The sequence below is a fragment of the Mesorhizobium sp. M3A.F.Ca.ET.080.04.2.1 genome (genome assembly GCF_003952525.1).
Lineage (GTDB): Bacteria > Pseudomonadota > Alphaproteobacteria > Rhizobiales > Rhizobiaceae > Mesorhizobium.
This window is the reverse complement of record NZ_CP034451.1, coordinates 4,747,338-4,759,617: the sequence shown is the minus strand read 5'-3', so window position 1 is coordinate 4,759,617 and position 12,280 is coordinate 4,747,338. Positions and strand designations below refer to the sequence as shown.

The following is a 12,280-nucleotide window of genomic DNA, read 5'->3' as shown; positions in this document are numbered from 1 at the left end:
GCGCCAAGTTTCGGCGGAACGCTCCTCGCACCTCGATCGTTTGATCCGGGGCCAATCTGCGAAAGGACCATTCCGATGATCAAGACAATTGTCTGTGCCGCTGCGCTTGCCACCACGGTCCTCGCCTCTCCAGTCAGCGCCGGCACGCTCCGGCTTGGCACGCTGGACTGCACCATCGACGGCGGCATCGGCTATGTCATCACCTCCAACAAGGGTGTGTCCTGCGTCTTCCGCCCCTACCACCACGGGCCGGCCGAGCTTTACACGGGAATGATTTCCAAGCTTGGCGTCGATGTCGGCCAGACTCATCAGGGCCAGCTGGTCTGGGCAGTGCTTGCCGCGACCCGCCACCATGAAGCCGGCGATCTGGCCGGCAGCTATTACGGCGTCAACGCCGAGGCGAGCGTCATCACCGGCGGCGGCGCCAATGTCCTGGTCGGCGGACTGGACGGCGCCTTCATGTTGGAACCGCTGAGCGTCCAGGCGCAGACCGGCGTCAATCTGGCCGTGGCGGTGGCCTCGCTCGACCTCGTCCATTCCTACAAGTGAGGCATTCCGGCCGGTAACGTCTTTCGCCCTATACGAGCGGCCCGGAACAGGACAATGTAGCTGTTCTGGGCCGCATCTTGTTGAGGGGGAATGATGCCGAGGACCATTGCCGCAACCGTGCTTGCACTGGTCGCATTGGCGGGAGAGGCGTGGACACAGAACGGCGGCGTCGAACTCGGCGTCCTCGACTGCGCCATTGGCGGCGGCACCGGCTTCATCTTCGGCTCGAGCAAGGACCTGAGCTGCACCTTCACGCCCGCCGACACGACTTTCGCGCCCGAGGCCTATTTCGGCGCCGTCAACAAATACGGGCTCGACATCGGCACCACCAGCCAGAGCATCATGAGGTGGCTGGTATTGGCGCCGCTGAAGAACGTCTATGCGCCGGGCGCGCTCGCCGGCGACTATGTCGGCGCCAGCGCCGAATTGACGGCAGCGGTGGGAGCCGGTGCCAACCTGCTGGCCGGCGGTTCCGGACAGGCCTTCACGCTGCAGCCGCTGAGCGTGCAGACGCAAACCGGCGTCAACATCGCCATCGGTGTCAGTCAGTTCCAATTGCGCAGCACGGCGAACTGACTCCCGACCGGGATCGATCAGGCCTGTTTGCTCTTTCGGCCTCTGCTGGGCGCATTCGTGAAAAAAGCCTCTTGAGCTCAACTGCGCTTGAGGTTCTACAAACCCTGCCGAACTGGATCTGGCGGCCTTTCCGAAGAGGGACGAGGTTGCGATTGGCAGGCAGGAGATCGACGTGACGGCAACCAACGGCAAGGCGGGCAGCAACAAGGTTGACTGGCGGGCGCTATGGGCAAGCGGCGACCTGGCGCGTTTCTGTTTCATCAGCCTGGGCATCCTGCTGCATGCCACCAATGAGACGATGGTGGCGACCGTGATGCCGGCCATGGTCGGCGAGTTGGCGGGCGTGCAGCTGGTTGGCTGGTCGCTGGCGATCTATGAGCTCGGGGCCATTGTCGCGGGTGCCGCGGCCGGCCGGCTGGTGAGCTATGTCGCGCTGCGCTCCAACATGATGGTCGCTGCCTTGCTCTATGCCGCGGGTGCGCTGATCTGCGCCACAGCCCCTTCCATGCCCCTGTTCCTCGCCGGGCGCCTGGTCGAGGGCCTTGGCGGCGGCGCGCTTGTCTCGCTCGCCTTCGTCTCGGTCGAACGCCTCTTCCCGCGCAACATCTGGCCGCAGCTCTTCGGCATCATGTCGGCGATCTGGGGTGTCGCCGCCTTCAGCGGCCCGAGCTCGGCGCGATCATGACCGAGTTCCTGTCCTGGCGCTGGGCCTTCGGCGTCTTCACTTTCGGCGGCGCGGCAATGGCTCTGGCGAGCTTCATGGTGCTCGACACCCCTGTCGCAACGAAACCACAGGCGGACAGCGGCATGGCGCCGCCCTTCCCCTATGCGACGCTCGCCTGCCTCGCCCTCAGCGTGGTTTTGATTGCGGCGGCCGGCATCGACATCGCCCTGCTTCGTTCCTCGCTGTTGCTGGCGCTGGGCCTTTTCGGCCTGGCGCTGTTCTTCCGCATCGATGCTCTCCGGCCACGTTCGCGCCTCTTCCCGTCACCGCTGTTTTCGTGGCGCTCGCCGCTCGGCTCCGGCATGACCATGGTTGCGGCCTTCTCCGTGGCAACCTGCACCTTCGCGATCTACGGGCCGCTGCTGCTGACCACGCTTCACGCCATTCCGATTCTGACCACCGGCTATATCATCGCTGCGGAGTCGATCGCCTGGTCGATCCTGGCGATCCTGGTCGCCAATGCGCCGCTGGAACGTGAACGGACAATCATCGTCGTCGGCGCGCTGATGATCGCTTCCGGCCTCGCCGGTTTCGCCTACACCATCCGGCGGGCTCGATCCCGCTCATCCTGCTCTGCGCCCTGCTGCAAGGCGGCGGTTTCGGCGTTTGCTGGCCATTCCTCACGCGCGTCATCGTCGCGTCGGCCCGCGACGGCGAGCAGGCAATAGCATCGGCCGCCGTGCCGACCATGCAGCGCATCGGCTACGCGGTGGGCGCTGCCCTTGCCGGCATTGTTGCCAACGCCAGCGGCTTTTCAGAGGGCCTCAACCACGAGGCGGCAGCGAGCGTTGCCGGCTGGCTCTTCCTGGCCTTCGTGCCAGTTGGAATCTTGGGCTGTATTGCTGCCGTGAGGATCGCGCTGCCGGCCATGCGGCCCCAGGAGGCAGCTGGTTAGACAGCGGTTGTCTGCAGCCGATCGGCGATCAGCGCAGCAAGCCGTGCCGCGACTTCGTCCTTGCCCATTTCCGGCCATTCCTCGACGCCGGTCCTGGAGACGATGCGGACCTTGTTGCGGTCACCGCCCATTACGCCGGACGGGCCGATGCCGCTCGCATGCGAGACGTCGTTGGCGACGATGAAATCGGCGCCTTTCTTCTTCAGCTTGGCCTGGGCGTTGCTGATGAGATCCTGCGTCTCGGCGGCAAAGCCGACGACCAGACCGGGCCGCTGGCAGTGATGCCCGATCCCGGCCAGGATGTCCGGATTCTCGACCATCTTGAGCGAAGGCGGGCCCTCGCCCGCCATCTTCTTGATCTTGTCGCCGGCAGCGTTTGCCGTGCGCCAGTCGGCGACCGCAGCGACGAAGACCGCCGCGTCCACCGGCAACAGCTTCTCGACCGCTTCCTTCATTTCGCAGGCGGTTTCGACATGCGTGGTCTTGACCCCGGCCGGATCGGCGATGTTGACCGGACCCGAGACCAGCCGGACATCGGCGCCGAGCCTGGCGAGCGCCGCCGCGATGGCATGGCCCTGCTTGCCGGACGAGCGGTTGGCGATGTAGCGCACCGGGTCGATCGGCTCATGCGTCGGCCCCGAGGTGACGATGATCCTGCGGCCCGCAAGCGGCTTCGACTTCTCATCGAGCATGGCCTCGATCGCGGCGACAATCTCCAACGGCTCGGCCATGCGGCCTTCGCCGGCCTCGTTGCTCTCCGCCATCTCCCCCTTGGCGGGGCCGACGAAAATTATGCCGTCCTTCTGCAGCGTCGCGCGGTTGCGGCGCGTCGCCGGATGCGACCACATTTTCGGGTTCATCGCCGGCGCCATCAGCACCTTCTTGTCGGTGGCCAGGAGCACGGTCGAGGCGAGGTCGTTGGCATGGCCGTTGGCGAGCTTGGCCATCAGGTCGGCGGTGGCCGGCGCCACCACCAGCAGGTCGGCTTCGCGGGACAGCCGGATATGGCCGACATCGTGTTCGTCATTGCGGTCGAACAACTCGGTGAAGACATGGTCGGCCGAAAGCGCGCCGGCAGACAGCGTGGTGATGAACTCCTGAGCGGCCGATGTCATCACCACCCGGACCGACGCGCCACGCTCTCGCAAACGACGGATCAGATCGAGTGCCTTGTAGGCGGCGATGCCGCCGCCGATGATGAGCAGGATGCGCTTGCCGGAAAGAGTCATCATGCCTGATACCAGTCGAGTTTTACGCAAGCTTCAACGCCGGTTGGATGTCGGTATGGTTGAAATCATCGCCCTTGAAAAGCAGAGGCAGATTTCGTGTCTTTGCCAAGGCATAGGCAAAACAATCGCCCATATTCAGAGCAGCGCGATGATGAGATCCCCTGCCGTATCGAGAATAAGCGAGCCGTGCGACTTCAAGCTGTCCCAAGTCGAACGGGATCACCGTCAGTTCGAGGCTGTTCACGAGAACCTGGAGTTCGTCAGCGTTGACCGCACCACCGGATCGACACGCAACGCAATGTGCTTCGAAGAGTGTGGCAGCACTTATCAGCGCAGCGGGCGAAGTGCCGAAAATGTCGACAAGCTCTCCCGCGTCCGGCTCCGCTCCCATAATGGCGATCAGCGCTGACGTATCGACAGCAATTGTCATAGAAGCCCCTCGTCCCACATTTGGTCGGTGAGTGTCTTGAGGTCGAATGGACGTTCAGGTTTTCGGCCAAGCGCCAGGATTTCGTCACGAGACGCCTTCAACCGCCACCCCGCAGTCTGCAGTTTCGCTTGAGGGATTGTCGCCTCGCGCAAAACGTCTCGGGCCTCCTGTTCCATGGAGACGCCGCGCGCCGCCGCCCGCTGGCGCAGGATCTTTTTCACACCGTCATCCAAATTACGGATTGTAAGAGTGCTCATGCCTTTGCTCCCCTGCCCCTTCAATTTAGGGGCGTAGACGGATGATTGCAATGCTAGCACCGCTAGCATTGCAATCAGAGCAATTTCCATGCGATGTAGAGCAGCGTCAGCGCGATCAGCCACAGCGCCACCCGGCCGGAGCGGGTATGGCGCGCCTCCGCCTTGCCGATGGCGTGCGCGGTCGCCTCATCGAAGCGCAGGCCGTTGGCGGCCATCAGGTCGATCTCACGCGACAGCCGCTCGGTGCGCGCGGCGATGTCCGGCGCCTGCCTCGCCAGCGCCACCAGCGCCTTGCCGGCGTCGCGCGCGTCGGACAGCATCCCGCGCGGCCCGAGATTGCTGGCGATCCAGTCGCTGACCACGGGCTCCGACGTCTTCCACATGTTGAAGGCAGGATCGAGCGTGCGGGCCACGCCTTCGACCACCACCATGGTCTTTTGCAGCAGCACCAGTTCGGTCCGCGTCGCCATGTCGAACAGGTCGGTGACCTCGAACAGCAGCGTCAGCAGCTTCGCCATCGAGATCGTCTCGGCCGACTGGCCGTGGATCGGCTCGCCGATGGCCCGGATCGCCTGCGCGAAGGCCGAGACATTGTGCTGGCGCGGCACGTAGCCGGCTTCGAAATGCACCTCGGCGACGCGCTGGTAGTCGCGCACGATGAAGCCGTAGAGGATCTCGGCGAGGAAATGCCGCTCTTTCTTGCCGAGCCGACCGGCGATGCCGAGATCGACGGCGACGATCGTGCCGTCCGCCTCGACGAACAGGTTCCCCGGATGCATGTCGGCATGGAAGAAGCCGTCGCGCAGCGTATGCCTGAGGAACGACTGGATGAGATTGGCGGCGATCGCCTTGAGGTCGTGGCCGGCGGCGGCAAGGCCGGCCAGATCGTTCATCTTGGTGCCCTCGATCCACTCCATGGTGAGCACATCGCGGCCGGTCCGTTCCCAGTCGACGGCGGGCACGCGGAAGCCCGGATCGTCCTTGGTGTTTTCGCCGAGTTCCGACAGGGCGGCGGCCTCGAGCCGCAGGTCCATCTCGATCTTGGTGGTCTGCGCCAGCGTTTGGGTGACCTCGACTGGGCGCAGTCGGCGCGAGGAAGGAACGTATTTCTCCTGCAGACGGGCAGCGAGGAAATAGCTCTCGAGATCATGGAAGAAGCGGCGGCGCACACCCGGCCGGATGACTTTCACGGCCACCCGCGCCCGTCCCCTGTCACGAACGACTTCGGCGCTGTGCACCTGGGCGATCGAGGCGGCCGCTACCGGCTCGCCGAAGCGCGAATAGAGATCGCCGATCCCGCGTCCGAGCGAGGCTTCGACGGCCATGATCGCCGCAGCCGTCGGGAAGGTGTGCATCTTGTCTTGCAGCAGCGCCAGGTCGACCGCCATGTCGTTGCCGACCACATCCGGTCTCGTCGCCAGGAACTGGCCGAGCTTGACGTAGGACGGCCCGAGCCGGACCACCGCCTTCGCCAGCCGGTCGCCACGCTGGTGGGCTCGCGCGCGGCGACGGGTCAGCAGCCGCGCCAGCCGCCAGCCGAGCTTCGGCATGCCGGAGAGCTCTTCGCCCGGCAGCGCCGCGACGACGCCCTCGCGGACCAGCACCCAGCCGGCCCTGGCGAGCCGAAAGGCGGCGCCGACGCTGGTCATCGAACGCTGCTCATGGCCAAAGCTGCCCGCCTCAAAGCTTCCAGCCCGAATGAAGTGCTGCGATGCCGCCCGAATAGTTGCGGAAAGTCACGCGGTCGAAGCCAGCGCGGGTGATCATGGAAGCAAAATTCACCTGGTTGGGGAATTTGCGGATCGATTCGACCAGGTAGGAATAAGGTTCGCCGTCGCCGGTCACCGCCTTGCCGATCACGGGGATCGCATTGAACGACCAGGCTTCGTAGACCTTGTCGAGCAGCGGCATCTCGACCTCTGAGAATTCGAGGCACAGCAGTCGCCCGCCGCGCTTCAGCACGCGAAACGCCTCGCCGAGCGCCACATCGATGCGCGGCACGTTGCGGATGCCGAACGCGATGGTGTAGGCGTCGAACGTGTTGTCCCCGAAGGGCAGCGCCTCGGCATTGGCCTCGACAAAATCGGTGTTGTCGGACAGACCCTTCTTTGCCGCCCGATCGCGGCCGACTTCGAGCATCGAGCCGTTGATGTCGAGCACGGTCGCATGCGCCAGGCGGTCGCTCGCCTCGACGATGCGGAAGGCGATGTCGCCCGTGCCGCCTGCGACATCGAGCACTTTCCAGCCCGACCGTTTCGGCGGATGGAGCCACGCGACCATCGCGTCCTTCCAAAGCCGATGCAACCCGCCGGACATCAGATCGTTCATCAGGTCATATCGATTGGCCACCTTGTGGAACACGTCGTTGACGAGCGACTGCTTGTCGCCCGCGCCCACCTTTCTGAAACCATAGGAGGTTTCCATGCCGCCCGCGGCCGTGGTTCTCTCAACTGACATTGTTGTGATCCGTCATAAAACCGGCGGGACCATAGCCGATCGATGGTTGCAACGCTATTGTCGGAAGCGCGGTTTTCGGCCGCGCCTTCCAGACAGTTTCGGGAAGAGTCTCGCATGATTTTCCAACCAGAATCCGAGCGGGAACGGCATACCGGACGGAACGGTCGCATGGTCTTGAAAGCGGAATTGCACTGCCACATCGAAGGGGCGGCGGCGCCCGAGCTCGTCGTCGCCCAAGCCCGCAAATACGGCAAGGATCCTTCAGCCTACATCCAGAACGGCTCCTTCGTCTGGCACGATTTCACCTCTTTTCTCGAGGCCTACGACTTTGCCTCAGACCTGTTCCGCAGCGAGGAGGACTACGCCCGTCTGACCGACCACTATCTGACCAGCCTCGCCCGCGACGGCGCCATTTATTCCGAGGTCTTCACCTCGCCGGATCATGCCGTCAAGGCCGGCCTGTCGCCCAAGGCCTATACCGACGCGCTTGGCGAAGGCATGGTCCGGGCCAAGGCCAGGACCGGTATAGAAGGCCGCATGATCGTCACCGGCGTGCGCCATGTCGGCGTCGAGGCAATCGAGCAGGCGGCGCGCTTCGCGGCGCGCTGCGGCCATCCGCTGGTCACAGGCTTCGGCGTTGCCGGCGACGAGCGGATCGGCGATTTCGAGGACTATGTCCGCGCCTTCGAGATTGCGCGCGAGGCAGGGCTGGGCATTACCATCCATGCCGGCGAGCTGATGGGCTGGGAAAGTGTGGCCGCCGCGCTCGACCATATCCGCCCCTCCCGTATCGGCCATGGCGTGCGCGCCATCGAAAACCCCGACCTCGTCCGCCGCATCGCCGATCAGGGCGTGGTGCTGGAATGCTGCCCCGGCTCCAACATCGCGCTCAAGGTGTTCGGAAGCTTCGCCGAGCACCCCTTCCCGGCATTGCGCGCGGCCGGCTGCAAGGTGACCCTCAATTCCGACGACCCGCCCTATTTCTGGACCTCGCTGAAACGCGAATACGATCTCGCCGCCGAGCATTTCGCGATGGATGACAAGGCGCTTGCCGCTGTAACCAGAACGGCGATCGAGGCGGCCTTCGTCGACCGCAAGACCAAGGCGGCGCTGCTGAGCCGGCTCGACGCGAAGGGCCGGTGAATGGTGAATGGTGAATGGTGAATGGTGAATGGTGAATGGTGAATGGATGGTTCGCCGGCTTTTCGCCTGTCAACCACGATCGTCGATCCCTCAGGACTCGCAAACCCCCTCACTATTCACTATTCACTATTCACTATTCACCATTCACCATTCACCATTCTGGAGCAGACCATGCAGGGCGTCACCGTCGTCGACCATCCCCTTGTCCAGCACAAGCTCAGCATCATGCGCAAGAAGGAGACGTCGACGGCCGGCTTCCGGCGGCTGTTGCGCGAGATCTCGTTGCTCCTGGGTTATGAGGTGACCCGCAAACTCGAGCTGACCACCACCACGATCGAGACGCCGATCGAGGAGATGGAAGCGCCGGTGCTGGAGGGCAAGAAGCTGGTCTTCGCCTCCGTGCTTCGCGCCGGCAATGGCCTGCTCGAAGGCCTGCTCGACCTGGTTCCCGCGGCGCGCGTCGCCCATATCGGCCTCTACCGCGACCACGAGACGCTCGAAGCGGTCGAATACTTCTTCAAGGCGCCGAGCGACCTGGCCGACCGGCTCGTGATCGTCGTCGACCCGATGCTGGCCACCGCCAATTCTGCGATCGCGGCGATCGACAAGCTGAAGGGCCGCGGCGCGACCAATATCCGTTTCCTCTGCCTGCTTGCAGCACCTGAAGGAATCGAGCGCTTCACCAAGGCGCATCCGGATGTCCCGATCTTCACGGCTTCGATCGACCGCCAATTGAACGAAAAGGGCTACATCATGCCCGGCCTCGGCGACGCTGGCGACCGCATGTACGGGACCAAGTGAGCGCAAGGCGTTAACCAGCCGTTTACGCAAGGGCGCGGTTCCGCCGCGCGTTAAAGCGGCAATCACCATGCCGGCGCTACGAATGGACCTTCACGAGGCCCAGTCATGCTACGCAAGCTTCTCATCCTTGGCGTGTTTACCGGGACTTCGGCATCGATCCCGATCATCTATCAATCGAATCCGCAACTGGTCGACAGCCTGCTCAAGTCGGCGGTCGCTTCCAGGCCGGCGGCGCCGGACGCCCAGCCGGACCTCAGTCTCGCCTCGGCCCCCGACAAGCCGGCAACGCTGTTGCCGCTTGGCCGCAAGGTCGTGGTCAGCGCCGACGCGCGCGGCCATTTCACCTCGCAGTTCAGGTTCAACGGCCGTCAGATCGACGGCATGATCGACACCGGCGCCACACTGGTCGCCATCAACACCTCGACCGCGCGCCGGATCGGCATCTCGCTCAACCAGTCGGATTTTACCCAGCAGGTGAATACGGCGAACGGCCCCATCAAGGCCGCGGTGGTCACCCTCGAACGCCTGCAGATCGGCAAGATATCCGTCGACAACGTCCAGGCTGTGGTGCTCGACGACCGCGCGCTGCAAACCAATCTGATCGGCATGAGCTTCCTGCAGAGGCTGCAGAAATATCAGGTCGAAAACGGCGAACTGCTGCTCGTGCAGTAGGGCGCTCAGCGCAGCAGGATTCGCCTGAGCACGGTCTTTTCAGCCGACGGCTTCGACGTTCCGACCGTGTAGGCTGAACGCACCGCGATCGCCGCATTCTCCGCTTCCGCCTCGGTTCGCGCATGGATCAGCGCCAGCGCCTCGCCCGCCCGCACCTCCGCGCCGACCGGCAAGAGCCTGGTCAGGCCGACGGCGTGATCGATCTTGTCGTCCGGACGCGTGCGTCCGCCGCCCAGCGCCACGACAACAAGCCCAATGTCGCGCGTCGCGATGCCGGTGACGAAGCCGTTCTCGCCCGCCTTTGCCGCCCGTTCGATCGGCGCTTTGGGCAGGTATTTCTCCGAACGCTCGACGAAATCGGCCGGTCCGCCCAGCGCCGCAACCATGCGCGAGAACACGGCCGCCGCGCGGCCGCCCGCAAGCGTCTCGGCGGCCCGCCTGAGCCCGTCCTGGTTGGACGAAACGATACCCGCCGACTGCAGCATCTCGGCGGCCAGGGCCAGCGTGACGTCCTCCAGCCGCCGGTCGCGGAACCGCCCGGTGAGAAAGTCGACCGCGTTCCGGACTTCGACCGCATTACCGGCAGCCGAGGCCAGCGGCTCGTTCATGCCGGTGACCAATGCCGAGGCTTTCAACCCGGCGCCATTGGCGACCTCGACCAGGCTGTTTGCCAATGCCGCCGCATCACGCGACTTCTCCATGAAGGCGCCGTTGCCGACCTTGACGTCGAGCACCAGCGAACCGAGCCCCGCGGCGAGTTTCTTCGACAGGATCGAAGCCGTGATCAGCGGCACCGACTCCACCGTGCCCGTCACATCGCGGATCGCATAGAGCCGGCGGTCGGCCGGCGCCAGATCGGCGGTCTGGCCGATGATGGCGCAGCCGGCCTCCAGCACGGTTTTGTGCAAGCGCGCCAAATCCGGCTGAGTGATGTAACCGGGAATGGCATCCATCTTGTCGAGCGTGCCGCCGGTGTGGCCGAGCCCGCGGCCCGAGATCATCGGCACATAGGCGCCGCAGGCAGCGACGATCGGCGCCAGCATCAGCGAGACATTGTCTCCGACCCCGCCGGTCGAATGCTTGTCGGTGACCGGCCCCGGCAAATCCGACCAGTCGAGCACGTCGCCGGAATCGCGCATGGCGATCGTCAGCGCTATCGCTTCCTCACGGCTCATGCCTTGCAGGAACACGGCCATCGCAAAGGCGCCGATCTGGCCCTCCGAGAGCGTGCCCGCCGCAACTCCCTCGATGAAGGTCGCGATCTCCGTCGCCGAGAGTTTGTGGCCGTCGCGCTTGCGGCGGATGATTTCCTGCGGGAGCATCAGCTTTCGGCCAGGCCGTTTTCGAAGACGCGCCGCAGGATCGTCGCCAGCCGCGCGCCGCCGACCGGCGCCATGTCCTTGGTTTCCTGATGCGAGAGTTCCGCCCCGGTCATGCCTGCCGCCAGGTTGGTGATGACCGAACAGGCGGCGACCTTGAGGCCGAGAAAGCGCGCGAGGATCACTTCCGGCACGGTCGACATGCCGACGGCGTTGGCGCCCATGATGCGCGCCATGCGGATCTCGGCCGGCGTCTCGAAGCAGGGTCCCGAGAACCACATGTAGACGCCTTGATGCAGCGCCGTGCCGGTCGCTTCGGCCGCCGTCTCGACCGCCTTGCGCAGCCCGGCATCGTAAGCCCCGGTGAGGCCGACGAAACGGCGGTCGCTCGGCTCCCCGATCAAGGGGTTGGAGCCGGAGAAATTGATGTGATCGGTGATCAGCATCACCGATCCCGGACCCATCCCCGGATCAAGCGAGCCGGCGGCGTTGGTGAGGATGAGATGCGAGATGCCGAGACCGGCAAGCACCTCCAGCGCCGGGCGCATCGCCGCGGCATTGCCGTGCTCGTAATAATGCGCGCGGCCGGACAGCATCAGCACCGGGGTCCCGGCGAAATGCCCTGCCACCACCTCGCCGGCGTGGCCTGAGACCCCGCTGCGCGGGAAGCCCGGCAGATCGGCATAGGAAATGCGGCGGGCGTCCTCGACCTGGTCGACCAGGCCGCCAAGGCCGGAGCCCAGCACAAGGGCCGTGGCCGGCGCCAGCCCGTCCAGTTTCTCGACCAGATGATCCAGCGCTTCCTTCATATCAATGTGTCGCCCTTGAAGCCGAAAGGCAGCATGTCGCCCATGGTCACTGTCTCGACGACGCCGCCATTGTCGCAGAGATAGAGTTTCGTGTCCGGCCGGCAGAACTCCGCCAGCCTTTGCCGACAGCCGCCGCAGGGCGAGCATTTGGCCATGCGTTTCGCGATGACGGCGATCTCGGTGATCTTGCCGCCGCCGCCCATCACATAATGGGCAAGCGCCGTGGTCTCGGCGCACCAGCCTTCGGGATAGGACGCCACCTCCACATTGGCGCCGGTGAAGACGCGCCCGTCCTCGGTGCGCAGCGCCGCTCCGACCGGAAATTTCGAATAGGGCGCATAGGCCTTCGTCATCGCCGCCTTCGCCGCCTTGAACAGATCATGCGACATTCAGTACTTCTCTCCGACGATCTTGTTCAA

Annotated in this window: 13 protein-coding genes and 1 pseudogene; 6 read left to right on the top strand and 8 right to left on the bottom strand. The window is 64.7% G+C overall.

The features are described from left to right. Positions 1 to 75: 75 nt before the first annotated feature. The 3 genes and pseudogenes from EJ074_RS22715 (at position 76) to EJ074_RS22705 (ending at position 2,744) form a co-directional block, all read left to right on the top strand. Positions 76 to 549 (top strand): DUF992 domain-containing protein, encoded by a 474-nt coding sequence (locus EJ074_RS22715; protein ID WP_095806340.1) that lies wholly within the window; start codon positions 76 to 78, stop codon positions 547 to 549. Positions 550 to 642: 93 nt separating this feature from the next. Continuing rightward, positions 643 to 1,125 carry a DUF992 domain-containing protein gene (locus EJ074_RS22710; protein ID WP_165350108.1) on the top strand — a complete coding sequence of 161 codons (483 nt, stop codon included), beginning with the start codon at positions 643 to 645 and terminating at the stop codon, positions 1,123 to 1,125. 172 nt (positions 1,126 to 1,297) lie between these two features. Further along, positions 1,298 to 2,744 (top strand): annotated as a pseudogene (locus tag EJ074_RS22705) (MFS transporter). On the opposite strand, the gene coaBC reads toward EJ074_RS22705, so the two are convergent. The 5 genes from coaBC to ubiE all read right to left on the bottom strand — a co-directional run bounded on the left by coaBC (position 2,741) and on the right by ubiE (position 7,117). Next, on the bottom strand, positions 2,741 to 3,973 hold the full coding sequence (coaBC, locus tag EJ074_RS22700; protein WP_095806487.1) for a bifunctional phosphopantothenoylcysteine decarboxylase/phosphopantothenate--cysteine ligase CoaBC: 1,233 nt from the start codon (positions 3,971 to 3,973) through the stop codon (positions 2,741 to 2,743). The pseudogene EJ074_RS22705 and the gene coaBC sit on opposite strands and share 4 nt — an antisense overlap. Positions 3,974 to 3,995: 22 nt before the next feature. Next, entirely contained in the window at positions 3,996 to 4,403 is a 408-nt protein-coding gene (locus EJ074_RS22695) for a type II toxin-antitoxin system VapC family toxin (RefSeq protein WP_095806342.1), read from the bottom strand. Continuing rightward, complete coding sequence (locus EJ074_RS22690; RefSeq protein WP_095806488.1) at positions 4,400 to 4,660, bottom strand: hypothetical protein; 261 nt, start codon at positions 4,658 to 4,660, stop codon at positions 4,400 to 4,402. The genes EJ074_RS22695 and EJ074_RS22690 overlap by 4 nt, the downstream gene beginning before the upstream one ends. Positions 4,661 to 4,734: 74 nt before the next feature. Beyond that, positions 4,735 to 6,309, bottom strand: coding sequence for a 2-polyprenylphenol 6-hydroxylase (gene ubiB, locus EJ074_RS22685; protein WP_095806343.1), 1,575 nt, complete (start codon positions 6,307 to 6,309; stop codon positions 4,735 to 4,737). Positions 6,310 to 6,340: 31 nt separating this feature from the next. Then, a complete protein-coding gene (ubiE, locus tag EJ074_RS22680) occupies positions 6,341 to 7,117 on the bottom strand; it encodes a bifunctional demethylmenaquinone methyltransferase/2-methoxy-6-polyprenyl-1,4-benzoquinol methylase UbiE (RefSeq protein ID WP_095806344.1) in 777 nt (258 codons plus the stop codon). 168 nt (positions 7,118 to 7,285) lie between these two features. Here ubiE and EJ074_RS22675 point away from each other — a divergent pair, with 168 nt between their 5' ends. The 3 genes from EJ074_RS22675 (at position 7,286) to EJ074_RS22665 (ending at position 9,733) form a co-directional block, all read left to right on the top strand. Next, complete coding sequence (locus EJ074_RS22675; RefSeq protein WP_095806345.1) at positions 7,286 to 8,260, top strand: adenosine deaminase; 975 nt, start codon at positions 7,286 to 7,288, stop codon at positions 8,258 to 8,260. Positions 8,261 to 8,431: 171 nt separating this feature from the next. Then, positions 8,432 to 9,061 carry a uracil phosphoribosyltransferase gene (gene upp / locus EJ074_RS22670; protein WP_095806346.1) on the top strand — a complete coding sequence of 210 codons (630 nt, stop codon included), beginning with the start codon at positions 8,432 to 8,434 and terminating at the stop codon, positions 9,059 to 9,061. Between the two features lie 105 nt (positions 9,062 to 9,166). Beyond that, positions 9,167 to 9,733, top strand: coding sequence for a TIGR02281 family clan AA aspartic protease (locus tag EJ074_RS22665; protein ID WP_095806347.1), 567 nt, complete (start codon positions 9,167 to 9,169; stop codon positions 9,731 to 9,733). A gap of 5 nt (positions 9,734 to 9,738) precedes the next feature. Here the strand turns inward: EJ074_RS22665 and deoA are convergent, their stop codons facing one another. From deoA to cdd, 3 genes are read right to left on the bottom strand one after another with little or no spacing between them, the layout of a single operon-like run. Continuing rightward, a complete protein-coding gene (gene deoA / locus EJ074_RS22660) occupies positions 9,739 to 11,055 on the bottom strand; it encodes a thymidine phosphorylase (RefSeq protein WP_095806348.1) in 1,317 nt (438 codons plus the stop codon). Beyond that, complete coding sequence (locus EJ074_RS22655; RefSeq protein WP_095806349.1) at positions 11,055 to 11,861, bottom strand: purine-nucleoside phosphorylase; 807 nt, start codon at positions 11,859 to 11,861, stop codon at positions 11,055 to 11,057. The genes deoA and EJ074_RS22655 overlap by 1 nt, the downstream gene beginning before the upstream one ends. Next, positions 11,858 to 12,250 (bottom strand): cytidine deaminase, encoded by a 393-nt coding sequence (gene cdd, locus EJ074_RS22650; protein WP_095806350.1) that lies wholly within the window; start codon positions 12,248 to 12,250, stop codon positions 11,858 to 11,860. Before cdd ends, EJ074_RS22655 begins: the two co-directional genes overlap by 4 nt. Positions 12,251 to 12,280: the final 30 nt, after the last annotated feature.

Bases quoted from the DNA above. Each gene is read 5' to 3' on its own strand.
- ubiB (WP_095806343.1), bottom strand. From the start codon at position 6,309: ATGACCAGCGTCGGCGCCGCCTTTCGGCTCGCCAGGGCCGGCTGGGTG.
- upp (WP_095806346.1), top strand. From the start codon at position 8,432: ATGCAGGGCGTCACCGTCGTCGACCATCCCCTTGTCCAGCACAAGCTC.
- ubiE (WP_095806344.1), bottom strand. From the start codon at position 7,117: ATGTCAGTTGAGAGAACCACGGCCGCGGGCGGCATGGAAACCTCCTAT.
- EJ074_RS22715 (WP_095806340.1), top strand. From the start codon at position 76: ATGATCAAGACAATTGTCTGTGCCGCTGCGCTTGCCACCACGGTCCTC.
- EJ074_RS22710 (WP_165350108.1), top strand. From the start codon at position 643: ATGCCGAGGACCATTGCCGCAACCGTGCTTGCACTGGTCGCATTGGCG.
- EJ074_RS22690 (WP_095806488.1), bottom strand. From the start codon at position 4,660: ATGAGCACTCTTACAATCCGTAATTTGGATGACGGTGTGAAAAAGATC.
- cdd (WP_095806350.1), bottom strand. From the start codon at position 12,250: ATGTCGCATGATCTGTTCAAGGCGGCGAAGGCGGCGATGACGAAGGCC.
- deoA (WP_095806348.1), bottom strand. From the start codon at position 11,055: ATGCTCCCGCAGGAAATCATCCGCCGCAAGCGCGACGGCCACAAACTC.
- coaBC (WP_095806487.1), bottom strand. From the start codon at position 3,973: ATGACTCTTTCCGGCAAGCGCATCCTGCTCATCATCGGCGGCGGCATC.
- EJ074_RS22655 (WP_095806349.1), bottom strand. From the start codon at position 11,861: ATGAAGGAAGCGCTGGATCATCTGGTCGAGAAACTGGACGGGCTGGCG.
- EJ074_RS22675 (WP_095806345.1), top strand. From the start codon at position 7,286: ATGGTCTTGAAAGCGGAATTGCACTGCCACATCGAAGGGGCGGCGGCG.
- EJ074_RS22695 (WP_095806342.1), bottom strand. From the start codon at position 4,403: ATGACAATTGCTGTCGATACGTCAGCGCTGATCGCCATTATGGGAGCG.
- EJ074_RS22665 (WP_095806347.1), top strand. From the start codon at position 9,167: ATGCTACGCAAGCTTCTCATCCTTGGCGTGTTTACCGGGACTTCGGCA.